This is a genomic window from Methylobacterium aquaticum (assembly GCF_016804325.1).
GTDB lineage: Bacteria > Pseudomonadota > Alphaproteobacteria > Rhizobiales > Beijerinckiaceae > Methylobacterium > Methylobacterium aquaticum_C.
In genome coordinates this window covers 6,756,581-6,770,773 of sequence record NZ_CP043627.1, presented here as the reverse complement: position 1 = coordinate 6,770,773, position 14,193 = coordinate 6,756,581, and the positions used below count along the sequence as shown (strand labels likewise).

The 14,193-nt window shown below is 71.4% G+C and carries 12 protein-coding genes; 6 read left to right on the top strand and 6 right to left on the bottom strand.

The genetic code is table 11. From position 1 onward, the window contains the following. The first annotated feature begins 44 nt into the window (after positions 1-44). The 5 genes from ptsP (at position 45) to F1D61_RS31285 (ending at position 7,402) form a co-directional block, all read left to right on the top strand. Positions 45-2,588, top strand: a complete 2,544-nt coding sequence (gene ptsP, locus F1D61_RS31305) for a phosphoenolpyruvate--protein phosphotransferase (protein ID WP_203155801.1) — start codon at positions 45-47, stop codon at positions 2,586-2,588. Further along, a complete protein-coding gene (pfkB, locus tag F1D61_RS31300; RefSeq protein ID WP_203155800.1) occupies positions 2,585-3,526 on the top strand; it encodes a 1-phosphofructokinase in 942 nt (313 codons plus the stop codon). Before ptsP ends, pfkB begins: the two co-directional genes overlap by 4 nt. Before the next feature lie 231 nt (positions 3,527-3,757). Further along, entirely contained in the window at positions 3,758-5,479 is a 1,722-nt protein-coding gene (locus F1D61_RS31295; protein ID WP_203155799.1) for a PTS fructose transporter subunit IIC, read from the top strand. A 177-nt stretch (positions 5,480-5,656) separates the two neighbouring features. Next, positions 5,657-6,397, top strand: coding sequence for a LuxR family transcriptional regulator (locus F1D61_RS31290; protein WP_203155798.1), 741 nt, complete (start codon positions 5,657-5,659; stop codon positions 6,395-6,397). A gap of 345 nt (positions 6,398-6,742) precedes the next feature. Then, the gene (locus tag F1D61_RS31285) at positions 6,743-7,402 is read left to right on the top strand and encodes an acyl-homoserine-lactone synthase (protein ID WP_203155797.1); all 660 of its coding nucleotides are present in this window, start codon (positions 6,743-6,745) and stop codon (positions 7,400-7,402) included. 3 nt (positions 7,403-7,405) lie between these two features. On the opposite strand, the gene F1D61_RS31280 is transcribed toward F1D61_RS31285, so the two are convergent. From F1D61_RS31280 to F1D61_RS31260, 5 genes are all read right to left on the bottom strand, one after another. Then, positions 7,406-8,071, bottom strand: a complete 666-nt coding sequence (locus F1D61_RS31280) for a response regulator (protein ID WP_203159365.1) — start codon at positions 8,069-8,071, stop codon at positions 7,406-7,408. Positions 8,072-8,255: 184 nt separating this feature from the next. After that, positions 8,256-8,513, bottom strand: coding sequence for a hypothetical protein (locus F1D61_RS31275; RefSeq protein WP_203155796.1), 258 nt, complete (start codon positions 8,511-8,513; stop codon positions 8,256-8,258). Positions 8,514-9,017: 504 nt separating this feature from the next. Beyond that, positions 9,018-9,470, bottom strand: a complete 453-nt coding sequence (locus tag F1D61_RS31270) for a secondary thiamine-phosphate synthase enzyme YjbQ (RefSeq protein ID WP_203155795.1) — start codon at positions 9,468-9,470, stop codon at positions 9,018-9,020. Further along, the gene (locus tag F1D61_RS31265) at positions 9,467-11,161 is read right to left on the bottom strand and encodes a cisplatin damage response ATP-dependent DNA ligase (RefSeq protein ID WP_203155794.1); all 1,695 of its coding nucleotides are present in this window, start codon (positions 11,159-11,161) and stop codon (positions 9,467-9,469) included. Before F1D61_RS31265 ends, F1D61_RS31270 begins: the two co-directional genes overlap by 4 nt. After that, on the bottom strand, positions 11,158-12,216 hold the full coding sequence (locus F1D61_RS31260; protein ID WP_203155793.1) for a ligase-associated DNA damage response exonuclease: 1,059 nt from the start codon (positions 12,214-12,216) through the stop codon (positions 11,158-11,160). Before F1D61_RS31260 ends, F1D61_RS31265 begins: the two co-directional genes overlap by 4 nt. A gap of 101 nt (positions 12,217-12,317) precedes the next feature. Here F1D61_RS31260 and F1D61_RS31255 point away from each other — a divergent pair, with 101 nt between their 5' ends. After that, positions 12,318-13,235: a class I SAM-dependent DNA methyltransferase gene (locus F1D61_RS31255; protein WP_203155792.1), complete on the top strand. Its 918-nt coding sequence runs from the start codon at positions 12,318-12,320 to the stop codon at positions 13,233-13,235. A 247-nt stretch (positions 13,236-13,482) separates the two neighbouring features. On the opposite strand, the gene F1D61_RS31250 is transcribed toward F1D61_RS31255, so the two are convergent. After that, the gene (locus F1D61_RS31250) at positions 13,483-14,139 is read right to left on the bottom strand and encodes a DUF2155 domain-containing protein (RefSeq protein WP_203155791.1); all 657 of its coding nucleotides are present in this window, start codon (positions 14,137-14,139) and stop codon (positions 13,483-13,485) included. Positions 14,140-14,193 lie beyond the last annotated feature (54 nt).

Here is a 14,193-nt window from a genome sequence, read left to right as displayed (position 1 = left end):
AAGCGTCAAGGAAAACTCGATCGCCTCCTGGGAGGAAGCCCGCCATGCTCGCGCCGACACCGCCGCTGACGCCGCGCGTCCTGATCCGCACCGCCGCCGCGCCCGCGACCAAGGAGGCCGCGATCCGCGAGGCGGCCCAGCTCCTCGTCGCCGCCGGCTGCATCGATCCGGCCTACGAGGCCAGCATGCTGCGCCGCGAGGGGGTCGCGAACACCTATCTCGGCCACGGCGTGGTGATCCCGCACGGCATGGTCGACGATCGCGCCCTGGTGCGCGAGAGCGGGCTCGCCGTCCTCCAGGTGCCCGGCGGCGTCGCCTGGCACGACGGGCAGGACGCCCACCTCGTGGTGGCGATCGCCGCGCAATCCGACACCCACATCACGGTCCTGCGCCGCCTCACCCGCCTGATCCAGGACGAGGCCCGGCTGGAGCGCCTGCGCACCACGACCGACGCCGCCGAGATCGCCGCGGCTCTCGCCGAGGACGCTGCCGCGCCCGGCAGCGCCGGCCCCGCCGCCGACCTGCGCCAGAGCTTCACCTGGACCGTCGACTACCCGACCGGCCTGCATGCCCGCCCGGCCTCGGCCTGGGTCGAGGCGGCCCGGGCCAGCCCGGCCCGGATCCAGGTCCGCCACGGCGCCGAGGTGGCGGATGCCAAGAACCTGATCTCGCTGCTCCAGCTCGGCCTGCGCGCCGGCGACGAGGCGGTGATCTCCACGGACGGCGACGACGCCCCCGCCGTTCTGGCCCGGCTCAAGGCCGTGATCACCGGCCTGTCGGCCGGCGAGAAGGCGGCGGCGGCCCGCGCCGCGGAGGCCGCCGCGAAGGCCGCCGCCCCGGTGGCGGGCTGGAACCCGGCCGATCCCTGCCAGGTGATCCCCGGCATCGGCGCCAGCCCCGGCCTCGCCATCGGGCCGATTCACGTTCTCGGCCCGACCGAGGTCGCGGTGCCGGACGAGCCCGAGCCTCTGACCAGCGGCGGCGACCGGCTGCACGCGGCGCTCGAGAGCACGGCGGCGCAGCTGAAGGCGCTCGCCGACGATACCGGCCGACGCCTCGGCCAGGCCGATGCCGGGATCTTCAAGGCGCAGGCCGACCTCATCGCCGACACCGACCTGATCACGCTGGCCTGCCAGCTGATGGTCGAGGGTCACGGCGTCGCCTTCGCCTGGCACCGGGCGGTGGAGCGGATGGCCGGCCAGCTCTCGGCTTTGGGCAATCCGGTGCTCGCCGCCCGCGCGGCGGACCTGCGCGATGTCGGCCGCCGGGTGCTGGCGCAGATCGATCCCGCGCTCCAGGCCGGCCACGCCCTGCCGGACGCGCCCTGCATCCTGCTCAGCCCCGACCTCGCGCCTTCCGACACCGCCGGGCTCGACCCCGCCCGGGTGCTCGGGCTTGCCACCGCGCAAGGCGGGCCGACCTCCCACACGGCGATCCTGGCGCGGACGCTCGGCATCCCCTCGGTGGTGGCGGCCGGGCCCGGCCTTCTCGCTCTGCCTGCCGGCCGGACCGCGATCCTCGACGGCACGACAGGGCGGCTCTACCTCGATCCGAGCCAGCGCGACCTCGCCTCGGCGCACGCCTGGCGCGAATCCTTGCGGGCGACGCAAGAGGCGGAGGCACGCGAGCGCGGCCTGCCGGCCCGCACCCGCGACGGGCACGACCTCGCCATCGGCGCCAACGTCAACACGCCCGACCAGGTCCCCTTCGCCCTGTCGCAGGGCGCCGAGGGCGTCGGCCTGATGCGCACCGAGTTCCTGTTCCTGGAACGCGGCGACACCCCGGACGAGGACGACCAATACGCCACCTACCGGGCGATGCTGGAGGCGCTCCAGGGCCGTCCGCTGATCGTGCGCGCCCTCGACATCGGCGGCGACAAGCAGGTGCCCCATCTCGCCCTGCCGAAGGAGGAGAACCCCTTCCTCGGCGTGCGCGGCGCCCGCCTGCTGCTGCGCCGGCCCGACCTGATGGAGCCGCAGCTGCGCGCCCTCTACCGCGCCGCGAAGGATTGCGTGCCCGCCGGCGCCCCGACGGGGAAGGACGCGCCGCTCTCGATCATGTTCCCGATGATCACCTCGGTGCCCGAGGTGCTGGCCCTGCGCGCGGCCTGCGAGCGGATCCGGGCCGAGATCGGCGCGCCGGCCGTGCCCCTCGGCATCATGATCGAGGTGCCGGCCGCCGCGATCCAGGCCGATGCCCTGGCGGCGCATTGCGACTTCTTCTCGATCGGCACCAACGACCTGACGCAATACGCGCTCGCCATCGACCGCCAGAACACCGAGCTGGCGCCGGAGGCCGATTCGCTCCATCCGGCGGTCCTGCGCCTGGTGCGGATGACCTGCGAGGGAGCCGCCCGGCACGGGCGCTATGTCGGGGTCTGCGGCGGCATTGCCGGCGATCCGTTCGGGGCGGGGCTGCTCGCGGGACTCGGCGTCCACGAACTCTCGATGACGCCCCGCGACCTGCCGGCCGTGAAGGCCCGCCTGCGCGCCGCCTCGCTCGCCGAGCTGAAGGCGCTCGCCGACGACGCCTGCGCCCAGCCCGATGCCGCGTCGGTGCGGGCCCTCGACCGGGAGGCGCGGTCGTGACCCGAATCCTCACCCTCACCCTCAACCCGGCGATCGACCGGACCGTGACCCTCGACCGGCTGGCGCCGGGCGAGGTCCACCGCGCCCGCGCGGTGCGCGACGATGCCGGCGGCAAGGGCATCAACGTGGCGAGCTGCCTCGCCGATTGGGGCCTGCCCGTCACGGCGGCGGGCGTGCTCGGCGCCGGCAACGCCGCCGTCTTCGAGGCCCTGTTCTTAGCCAAGGGCATCGCGGATCGCTGCGTCTGCGTCGCCGGCGAGACCCGCATCAACCTGAAGCTCGTCGATCCCGCCGGCACCACCGACGTGAACCTGCCGGGCCTGACGCTCGACCCCGCGACCCTGCGGGCGGTGCGCGCCGTGCTGGCCGAGGCGGCCGGCCCGGATACCCTGGTGGTCCTCGCCGGCAGCCTGCCGGCAGGCGCCGGGACCGGCCTCTACGCCGAGCTGACGGCGGAGCTGAAGAGCCGCGGCGCCCGGGTTCTGCTCGACGCCTCCGGGCCGCCGCTCGCCGCAGGCCTCGCCGCCGCGACCCTGCCCGACGTGGTCAAGCCGAACCGGCACGAGCTGGAGGAATGGGCCGGCCATCCGTTGCCCACCCTCGTCGACGTGGTCGAGGCGGCCCGCGGCCTCGTGCGGCGCGGCATCCCCCTGGTGGCGGTCTCGCTCGGGGCCGAGGGCGCGGTGTTCGTGCGTGAGCGGGAGGCCCTGCACGCGCTCGCCCCGGCGATCGAGGTCGCCAGCACCGTCGGAGCCGGCGATGCCCTGGTGGCGGGGCTGGTCGCCGGGCTCGTGGCCGATCTCAGCCTCGCCGACACCGCCCGCCTGGCGCTGGCCTTCGCGGCCGGCAAGCTGACCCGGGCCGGCGCCAACCTGCCGGGGCGCGAGGAAGTCGAAGCGATCGCAGGGGCGATCGAGGTTCGCACCCTGACGGCGTGAAACAAACAAGGTCCATCCCACCCACGACCTCATCCTGAGGTGTCAGTCGATCGCAGATCGACTGACCTCGAAGGAGGGTTCCAGAAACTACTGCGATCCCTGGAGCCCTCCTTCGAGGCTCACTCCGTTCGCACCTCAGGATGAGGTCGCGGATAGGATTGTGGAATGACTTGCCATTGACTTGAGCGCCGCCGCAACCGGCACCCACGAACAACCCAGGAGGAACACCCCATGACCCACTTGGTGGCCGTCGTCGGAGGCGGCGACCTCAGCACCCATGCGGTGCTGGCGGCCGAGGCCCTGCGCCGGGCGGCGGGGCGGCGCAACCAGCGCCTCGATCTCGAACTGCGCGGCCGCGGCGCGACCGGCGCGCCCCTGAGCGACGGCGCGATCCGGGAGGCCGACGCGGTGCTCCTCGTCGGCACCGGCGATCTCGGCGAGGGCCGCTTCGGCGCCCTGCACCGGGCCAAGGCGGCGATCGAGGACGTGCTCGCCGATGTCGACGGCGTCATCGACCGGGCGCTCGCCGGCAAGGGTCGCGGCGAGAAGGCTCAGGGTGCCGCCCCCGAAGCCGGCCCGAGGCGCATCGTCGCCATCACCTCCTGCCCGACCGGCATCGCCCACACCTTCATGGCGGCGGAAGGCATCCAGGCCGCCGCCCAGGCGCTCGGCCACGCGGTGCGGGTGGAGACGCAAGGCTCGGTCGGCGCCCGCGACGCGCTGACGCCGGACGAGATCGCGGCGGCCGACATCGTGCTCATCGCCGCCGATACCGGGGTCGACCGGGCGCGGTTCTCGGGCAAAAGGGTCTACGCCACCACCACCAAGGCGGCGATCCGCGACGGCAAGGGCCTGATCGCCACCGCCCTGAAGGATGCCGAGCTGCAGGGCGCGGCAATCGCCGAATCCGGCCCCGCCCGTCCGGCCGCCGCCGAGACGAAGGCCGGCGCCTACAAGCACCTGATGACCGGCGTGTCGTTCATGCTGCCCTTCGTGGTGGCGGGCGGCCTCCTGATCGCGCTCGCCTTCGCGTTCGGCGGCATCGACGCGATGTCGGCGGCCAACAAGGGCACGCTCGGCTTCGCGCTCGGCGAGATCGGCGCCAAGGCGGCCTTCGCGCTGATCGTGCCGGCGCTCGCCGGCTACATCGCCTTCTCGATCGCCGACCGGCCCGGCATCGCGCCGGGCATGATCGGCGGCATGCTGGCGGCCAACCTCAATGCGGGCTTCCTCGGCGGCATCGTGGCGGGCTTCATCGCCGGCTACACGGTGTCGTTCCTCAGCCGCTCCATCCGGCTGCCGAAGAACCTCGAGGGCCTGAAGCCCGTCCTGATCCTGCCGCTGATCGGCACGCTCGTGACCGGTCTCCTGATGGTCTACGTCGTCGGCGTGCCGGTGGCGGCGTTGCTCGCGGTCCTCACCGGCTGGCTCAAGGGCATGCAGGGCGCGAGCGCGCTGCTGCTGGGTCTCATCCTCGGCGGCATGATGGCGGTCGACATGGGCGGGCCGATCAACAAGGCGGCCTATGCTTCCTCCGCGGCGCTGATCTCCTCGGGCATCTACACCCCGATGGCCGCCGTGATGCTCGCCGGCATGACCCCGCCCCTCGGCATCGCGCTCGCCACCCGGCTCTTCCCCGGCCGGTTCAGCGAGCCGGAGCGCGAGGCCGGCACCGCCGCGGCGGTCCTGGGCGCCGCCTTCATCACCGAGGGCGCCATCCCCTTCGCGGCCGCCGACCCTCTGCGGGTGATCCCGGCCCTGGTGGCGGGCTCGGCGGTGGCGGGCGCGATCTCGATGACCGTCGGGGTCGAGCTGCGCGTCCCCCATGGCGGCCTGTTCGTGCTGCCGATCCCGAACGCCATCACCCCGGTACTCGGCGCCGTGGTGGCGCTCATCGCCGGCACGGCGATCACCGCCATCCTGGTCGGCGTCCTCAAGAAGCGGGCGGCCTGAACGGCCGTCTTTCCATGACGGCGGGACGGCCCGGACGGCCGTCCCGCGGCGGTGGTGATCCGGGCGATGTTACCCCCGGATCGTCGCCGGCAACGGTTTTTTCCTGTAGAGCCGGAGACCGGCCGGCGACGATGCGGGTTGGTGCTGGACGTCTGTCGGGATGGGCATCGCGATAAGATGGCGGTGATCGGGCGGGTCACCCTGGACCTGGTCCAGGACTTGAAGGCGGCGCGGAACACGGCCGAGATTGTCGCCGTGCTGACACGGGCCGGGACGGTGTTCGGCTACGAGCGCTTCGCCATCGCGGGCGCGCCGCAGAGCGCCGGCGAGAACCTGCCCGAGCGGCTGCTGCTGATGCACTGGCCGGAGGAATGGGCGACCCGGTACGTCGAGCAGGCCTACGTCCAGCACGACCCGGTGATGGCGCATGTCCGGCGCACCACCATGCCGTTCCTGTGGTCGGAAGTCCGGGTCGACCGCGACGCGGCGCTCGCCCGGCGCATCATGGGCGAGGCTCCGGCCTTCGGCCTCGGCGACGGGCTCTGCGTGCCGATCCACGACGTCGACGGCACCGAGACCGCGGCCTCGTTCGGCGCTCCGCGGATGGACCTCTCGGACGAGGCCCGGGCGGGCTTGCACCTCCTGGCGATCTACGCCCACCTCGCCTCGCGCAGCTTCGGCCCCGCCGCGCCGGCACGGCCCACCCGCCGCCCGGGTGGGCTCGCCCGCTGCACCAGGCGCGAGATCGAGTGCATCAAATGGGCCGCCGCCGGCAAGACCGGCTGGGAGACCTCCGAGATCCTGTCGCTGTCGCAGCGCACGGTGGAGGATTACCTGCGCAATGCCGCCCGCAAGCTCGGCGCCGTCAACCGGGTGCAGCTCGTCGCCCAGGCGATGCGCGAGGGATTGATCGATTAGACCGGCGCCCGCCACGATGCGGCCCCGCGGAAAGACGATCCTCGTCGACGGCCCGCAGTGACGTGGGGGATGAGGCGCGACGCGGCCGTCCCGGGCCGGAAACCCCGCTCGTCCTAGGCGCGTCTGATCTTCCCGCGGCGCCGCGTGATCGCATCTCGAGTTGCCGAACGACGCATCGCGTCGCCCTCATGACAATCTCGAAATTATCGAAAAATCGAAAAAACCTTCTACGCCCACTATGATTTCATGATTTTAAATCGGCTATCCAACCATACCGTAAATTTACGGTCTATCTCATTCTAGGTTCACAGATCATGACTGGCTCCAGAGCAAGGAGCCCTGATCTTGATCACGATCATCGATCGCGAAAACTACCACGCCAGCGCGGATCTGCTCGACAGGATATATTGCTTCCGCCACCGCCTGTTCGTCGAGACGATGCGCTGGGAGGCCTGCCGCAAGCCCGATGGGCGCGAGCGCGACCAGTTCGACGGGCCGGACTGCATCCACGTCGCCGGCATCGACGACGGCGAGGTCGTGTCGTATTCGCGCCTGCTGCCGACCACCCGGCCGCATCTCCAGAGCCACGTCTACCCGCAGCTCCTCCAGGGCGCGACGGTGCCGACCGGCCCGCGGCTGTTCGAGTGGACCCGCTGCGGCGCTGCGCCCTGGCGGCGGGCCTCGGCCACCGCGAAGGACCCGGTCGCCGGGCGCCAGTTCGTGGCGGTGGCCGAGCTGACCGGGCTCCTGGGCCTCGACGGGTACCTGATCCAGGCCCACCCGATCATGATCACCCATCTGGCGACCCTCGGCTGGGACACCGAGCCCCTGGCGCTGCCGATGATCTATGACGGCAATCCCCTGGTGCCGTTCCTCTGCCGCTGGACGCCCGCCACCGCCGACACCACCCGGGCGGTGTTCGGATTGGAGGGCACGCCCTACGACGTGACGCGCGGCCTCGGGCGGGACCGCGAGACCGGGGAGCGCATCCTGCGGGCCTCGTGAGCCCTACTCCACCCCGGCCGGGGGCTTCAGCGTCGCGCCGATGCGCGAGGACACGATCACCGCCTGGGTGCGGCTCTCGACGCCGAGCTTCTGCAGGATCGCTGAGACATGGGCCTTCACGGTCGCCTCCGAGACGCCGAGCTCGTAGGCGATCTGCTTGTTGAGCAATCCCTCCGAGAGCATCATCAGCACCCGCACCTGCTGCGGCGTCAGGGTGGCGAGGCGGCGCATCAGGTCGGCCGTCTCCTTGTCTTCGGAGGCCGACAACTCGATGTCAGGCGGCGACCAGTGGCCGCCGGCGAGCACCTGGCCGATCGCCTCGCCGATGCGGTCGACCTCGAGGGATTTCGGGATGAAGCCGGCGGCGCCGAAATCGAGGGCGCGGCGGATCACCACCGGATCCTCGTTGGCGGAGACGATCACCACGGGGATCGCCGGGTGCTGCGCCCGCAGGTAGATCAGGCCGGAAAACCCCTGCACCCCCGGCATGGTGAGGTCGAGGAGCACGAGGTCGACCTCGTGCTCGTCATCGAGGATCTTGGTCAGCGGTTCGAGCCCGCTCGCCTCGAGGATCCGGGCGCCGGGCAGAATGGCCGTCACGGCCCCGCGCAGGGCACCGCGAAAGAGCGGGTGGTCGTCCGCGACGACGATGGTGGTCTCGGAACCCAACGCACTCCCCGCCACGGCACCCGCGCTCCTTGGCGCCTCTCGGCCTACTTCTTTTGTCTCTATAGCTTTTTTTGGCGGGCTTGAAACCGGAGCGTGTGCGTTCTCCACGCCGGCAATGGGGCCGGCGGAATGCTGAGACGGGCCTTGCGGCGGGGCGAACCCCGCCGAAGGAGAAGTGCCGGGATCAGTCGAGCGTGCCGGTCAGGGCGGCGGCGGCCGGCTCGACATAGCCGCGCGCGACCAGCTCGGGCTGCGGCGCACGCCGGCGGGCGGCCGGGACCGGCTGGGGCGTCGTGGTCAGCTCGGCCTGGGCCCGCACGGCCGCGGTGTCGCGGGCCGCCTCGCGCATGATCGGCGGGAAGACGGTGACGGAAGCGGAACGATCCTGCGCATTCGCCGGCCAGGCGCTGAGGGCGAGGAGAGAGATGGCGAAATACTTCATGACTGATCTCACTGATTCATTGTTGGGAATGTCGCTTTCCATCAAATGATCATAAAATTTGCTGCATCGCAACATGAAATATAAGACATGAGAATGAACCATTCTTGATTACGGATATTTTTGCAATTGACAGGACATGCGCGATCACAAGCACCAAACACGCCGAGAAAACGATTTAAAACCTCAGAACATGAATCGATCAGCGCGCATCGTCGGACAGATTACGCTTGCCCAAGCACGGAATTCCGTCTGTCGCGGAGCAGGCCGACGACATCCGGCACAGGGGCCGTCGGTGTCCCTGCACGATGAAAAGCGTGGCGACGGCGAGAATCGGCCGGGTGGACCGGCAGAGGCGGTCGGCCCGCTACGGGCGACGACCTGCCGGCCGCGCTCGGCGAGGATGCGATATTTCCCGGTCGGGGGCCCCGGACCGGCGTCGTGCCCTACCGGCGAGCCGGTTGCCACCTCCGGCCCGCCATCATCCACGCAACCGGTGCAAGGCGCTCATGCGCCGACGAGGTGCAGCACGATCTCGCGCCGATGCGGCCGGTCGCGGTGCTCGATCAGGTAGATGCCCTGCCAGGTGCCGAGCGCCAGCCGGCCCTCCACGAGCGGGATCGTCAGGGCCGAGTCGGTGAGCAGGGTGCGGAGATGCGCCGGCATGTCGTCCGGTCCCTCGCTATCATGGACATAACCCGCATGGCGCGGCGCCAGCCCGTCGAGGGCGGTCATCAGGTCGGTGCGCACGTCCGGGTCGGCATTCTCCTGGATCGTCAGCGACGCCGAGGTGTGGCGGCAGAACACCGTGAGCAGGCCGTGGCGCAGGCCCGTCTCGCGCACGAAGCCGGCCGCCGCCTCGGTGATCTCGGTGAAGCCCTGGCCCCTGGTGTCGACCACGAGGCGTCCGGTGGCCTGGCGGGTGACCGGACCCTCGGCGATGGTCTCGACGCGTCTCATCCGGCGATCTCCCGTCCGGGGTGAACCTCTTTCTCGCCACGGGCCAGGATGCGCTCCAGCGCCTCGATCCGGTCGGCCTCGGCCGGCGGCTTGTCCCAGCGGATCCGGCTGACCCGGGGAAACCGCATCGCCACGCCCGATTTGTGCCGGGTCGAGCGCTGCACGCCCTCGAAGGCGATCTCCAGGACCAGCCCCTTGCCCACCCCGTATTCCACCTCCCGCACCGGGCCGAAGCGCTTGGTGGTGTGGTTGCGGACGTAGCGGTCGAGCTTGGCCAGCTCCTCGTCGGTGAAGCCGTGATAGGCCTTGCCTACCGGCACCAGCTCTTCCGCCCCGTCCGGTGCCTCGCGCCAGACCCCGAACGTGTAGTCGGAATAGAACGACGAGCGTTTGCCGTGGCCGCGCTGGGCGTACATCATCACCGCGTCGACCAGATAAGGCTCGCGCTTCCACTTCCACCATGGCCCCTTGGGACGGCCGGGCTGGTAGGGGCTGGTCAGCCGCTTGAGCATCACCCCCTCGATCGCGTCCGCATCCGGCCCGGCGCCGACCGAGGCCGGATCGGCCCGCGCGGCGGCGAGCGCCTCCCAGTCGGCGAAGGGCACGAGCGGCGAGAGGTCGATGCGGGCGTGGTCGAGCCCGGCGACGAAGGCCTCCAGCCGGGCCCGGCGCTCGGCGAAGGCCAACGGTCGCAGGTCCTCCCCGTCCTCGGCCAGGAGGTCGTAGGCGCGGACATGGGCCGGGAACTCCTGGAGGAGCTTGCCGGTCACCGCCTTCCGGTTGAGGCGCTGCTGGAGCACGTTGAAGCTCTGCACCCGTTCCTCGCGAAGAATCAGCAATTCGCCGTCGAGGGCGCCCGAGAAGGTGATCGCCTCGGCGAGATCCGGGAAGGCACCGGAAATGTCCTCGCCGGTGCGCGAGTAGATCTTCTGGACCTGTCTGCCGTCGCGGTCGCGGCCGCCGGCGAGCTGGACCCGGATGCCGTCCCATTTCCACTCGGCCGAGAACGCCTCCGGCTCCAGCTTGTCGAAGTCGCTCTCCTCCTCGATCGGATGCGACAGCATCGGCGGACGGAACGGCGCCGGGTTGACCGATTCCGGCGGGCCGGCCCGGCCCTCGACCCAGGCGAACAGCTCGGGGTACGGCGCCTCCAAACCGTGCCAGACCTCCTCGACCGCGTCGGCCTCGTGGCCGCCGAGGCTCGCCACCGCGGTCTTGGCCAGCCTTGCCGAGACGCCGACCCGCAATTCCCCGGTGATGAGCTTGAGGAGCGCCCAGCGCCCGGTCTCGTCGAGGGCGTCGAGCCAGGCGGCGAGCCGCGCCGGCAGCTCGCCCTTGCCGATGGTGCCCAGTGCCTCCACCACCTCGGACAGGGTCGGCACCGGCGGATTGTTGTGGCCGGGGCCCGGCGCATCGCCACGCCCGGGCCAGATCAGCGCCGTCGATTCCGCGAGGTCGCCGACATAGTTGTGCGAGAGCCGGAACAGCACCGGATCGACCCGTTCCTCGACGAGGCCGCGGATCAGGCCGGGCTTGGCCTCGCGGAAGCTCAACGAGCCGGTCATGGCGGCGAGCGCATAGCCGCGGTCCGGGTCGGGGGTATGGCGGAAGAAATCCTGGAGCAGGCGCAGCTTGGCGTTGCGCCGCGGCTCGTAGGCGAGGCGGTCGAGGAGATGGGCGAAGTCGTTCACGCGGCCGTCTCCGCAGTCTCCGGCTTGGTGTGAGGCTCGGGCTCCGCCTCGCCCTCGTCGCCGTAGCCCAGCATGTGCAGGGGCTTGGCGCGGATGCCTTGCGTGCCGCACCAATGCACCAGGGCATCCTCCTGGCCGTGGGTGACCCAGACCTCGCCGGCCCCCGTCTCCTTGATGGTGCGGCAGAGGTCGTCCCAGTCCGAATGGTCGGAGATGACCAGCGGCAGCTCGACGCCCTTCTGGCGGGCGCGCGCCCGCACCCGCATCCAGCCGGAGGCGAAGCCCGTGACCGGATCGGGGAATTTGCGCGACCACAGGTCCTGGATCGACGAGGGCGGGCAGATCACGATCTTGCCGCCGAGCTTCGGCCGCTCCGCCGCCACGACCTTGACCGTCTCGCCGAGCGGGATGCCCTCGCGCCGGTAGAGCTCGGTCAGCTTCTCCATCGCGCCGTGCAGGTAGATCGGGTCGGAGAACCCTTCCTCGCGCAGGAGCGCCATCACCCGTTGCGCCTTGCCGAGCGCGTAGGCGCCGACGATGTGGGTGCGCTCGGGAAACAGCCGCACCGAATCGAGCAGCTTGCGCACCTCGTCGCGGGCGACCGGGTGGCGGAAGACCGGCAGGCCGAAGGTGGCCTCGGTGATGAACACGTCGCAGGGCACCACCTCGAAGGGCAGGCAGGTCGGGTCGCGCGCCCGCTTGTAGTCGCCCGAATTGACGATCCGGCAGCCGCCCTGCTCGATCGCCACCTGCGCCGAGCCCAGCACGTGGCCGGCGGGGTGGAAGCGCAGAGTGACCTCGCCCATCCGGATCGCCTCGCCGAGGCGCGCCTCCTGGCGGGTCCGGCAGAAGTCCTCGCCGTAGCGCACCGCCATGATGCGCAGGGTCTCGGGCGTCGCCAGCACCGCGCCGTGGCCGGCACGGGCATGGTCGGAATGGCCGTGGGTGATGACCGCGCGCGGCACCGGGCGGACCGGATCGACGTGGAAGTCGCCCGGCGGGCAGTACAATCCCTCCCGGGTCAGGGTGAGGAGATCAGTGGGGCGCGGCGCCATGGATCCTCGTTGCGCGGGGAGGCCTCTTCCCGGGACCGGGGCCGGGTATATAGGCGGCCCGGACCGTTCGTCCCTCCCCTCCCTTGAGAAGCCTCTCAGCGATGCCCGCCCCCGCCCGCTCCTCCGGCGACCTCCTCGCCGACCGCCGCTATGCCTGGGCCGAAGCGGCCCTGGCCGAGGGCGACGCGGAGGCCGCCGCCGACCTCGCCGCCCAGGTGCTGGAACGGGTGCCCGGCTACGGCCCGGCCTGGCTGCTCGTCGGCCGCGCCCGCGCCGCCGACCCGGCGCGACGGGGAGAGGCCGCGGAGGCGTTCCGGGCGGTGCTCGCCCTCGATCCAGAGGATTCCCTGGGCGCCCGCCTGCATCTGGCGGAACTCGGCGAACTGAAGGAGGAGGCGATCTCGCCGGCCTATGTGCGGGCCCTGTTCGACGGCTATGCCGGCCGCTTCGAGCGTCATCTGGTCGAGGGGTTGGGCTATCGCGGCCCGGCGCTGATCCGGGCGGCGCTGGAGCGCCTGCGGGGGCCGGAGGCCCGCTTCCCCCGCATCCTCGATCTCGGCTGCGGCACCGGCCTGATGGCCCGGGCGCTCGACGGGATGGCGGGCTCGCTCGCCGGCATCGACCTCTCGCCCCGGATGCTGGCCGAGGCCCGGCGCACCGGCCTCTATGCCCGCCTGCACGAAGGCGACCTGCGGGACTTTTTAACGGCCGAGCCGCCTGCGAGCGCCGACCTTCTGGTGGCGGCCGACGTGTTCATCTACCTGCGCGAGATCGGCCCGGTCCTCGCCGCCGCGGCCCGGGTGCTGGCGCCCGGCGGTCTGTTCGCCTTCACGATCCAGGGGCATCCGGGTGAAACCGGCGCGGTGCTCGGGGCCGACGGGCGCTACGCCCACGGCGTCGCGACCCTGCGCGAGGCGGCGGAGGCCGCGGGGTTGGCGATCGCATTGCTGGAGCCGGCGGAGATCCGGCGCCAGAACGGGGCGGGCGTGCCGGGGTGGCTGGCGGTGTTGGGGCGCTGAGCGGACGAAGCGTTGGAAACCATACGGAACAGAACACGAGCGTTCAGGCTAGGCTCCAGCCCTTCCCACTCACGACCTCATCCTGAGGTGCGACTGAAAGGAGCCTCGAAGGAGGGCTCCAGAACTCTCCGCGATCCCTGGAGCCCTCCTTCGAGGTCAGCCCATCTTCGATGGGCTAACACCTCAGGATGAGGTCGCGAATGAGATTGCAGAGTTGAATCGAACAAACGGGCTCTGCCACCGCCGCTCAGCGCGGATTCGGATCCATCGGATCGGCGCCGCCCGGCCTCGGTCCGTCATTGGTCGGGAAGAAGCGCCGCGACGGCGACTGGCGCGGCTGCACCGGGGTGCCGCGCAGGGGCTCGACGTCGACCTGGCCCTGGCGGTTGACCTGGCGGCTGCGCGGCGCGTCGTCGCCGCCGCGCGCCTGCTCGCGGCGCTTGCGGCCCTCGGGCTTGGCGGCGGCCACCGGCGCGTCCTCCTGCTCCTTGGGCTCGGCGATGAGGTCGGTGCCGCCTTTGCAGTCGACCAGCCACACGTCGTAGATCGGGTGCTCGATCGCGTGCAGGCCCGGGCTCGAGGCGAACATCCAGCCGGTGAAGATCCGGCGGTACTTGTTCTCCAGCGTGACCTCGTCGACCTCCAGGAAGGCCGTGGTCTTGGCGCTCTCGGTCGGGGGCCGCGTGTAGCAGACCCGCGGGGTGAGCTGGAGCGCGCCGAACTGCACCGTCTCGTCCACCGCCACCTCGAAGGAGACGGTGCGGCCGGTGATCTTGTCGAGGCCGGCGAAGACCGCGGTCGGGTTGCGGATCTTGTCGGCACGGGCCGGCACGGAGGTGAGCGCCCCCCCGAGGGCAGCGACGCCGAGGAGCAGGAAGGCGCCCGCGGCGCGGCGTGCGGTCATGCGGCTCAAACCCAATCGCTCCCGGCTCGGTAGTCGGCGGCCATCACGAGGCCT

Bases quoted from the DNA above. Each gene is read 5' to 3' on its own strand.
- F1D61_RS31250 (WP_203155791.1), bottom strand. From the start codon at position 14,139: ATGACCGCACGCCGCGCCGCGGGCGCCTTCCTGCTCCTCGGCGTCGCT.
- F1D61_RS31260 (WP_203155793.1), bottom strand. From the start codon at position 12,216: ATGGCGCCGCGCCCCACTGATCTCCTCACCCTGACCCGGGAGGGATTG.
- ptsP (WP_203155801.1), top strand. From the start codon at position 45: ATGCTCGCGCCGACACCGCCGCTGACGCCGCGCGTCCTGATCCGCACC.
- F1D61_RS31270 (WP_203155795.1), bottom strand. From the start codon at position 9,470: ATGAGACGCGTCGAGACCATCGCCGAGGGTCCGGTCACCCGCCAGGCC.
- F1D61_RS31290 (WP_203155798.1), top strand. From the start codon at position 5,657: ATGGCGGTGATCGGGCGGGTCACCCTGGACCTGGTCCAGGACTTGAAG.
- F1D61_RS31275 (WP_203155796.1), bottom strand. From the start codon at position 8,513: ATGAAGTATTTCGCCATCTCTCTCCTCGCCCTCAGCGCCTGGCCGGCG.
- F1D61_RS31255 (WP_203155792.1), top strand. From the start codon at position 12,318: ATGCCCGCCCCCGCCCGCTCCTCCGGCGACCTCCTCGCCGACCGCCGC.
- F1D61_RS31295 (WP_203155799.1), top strand. From the start codon at position 3,758: ATGACCCACTTGGTGGCCGTCGTCGGAGGCGGCGACCTCAGCACCCAT.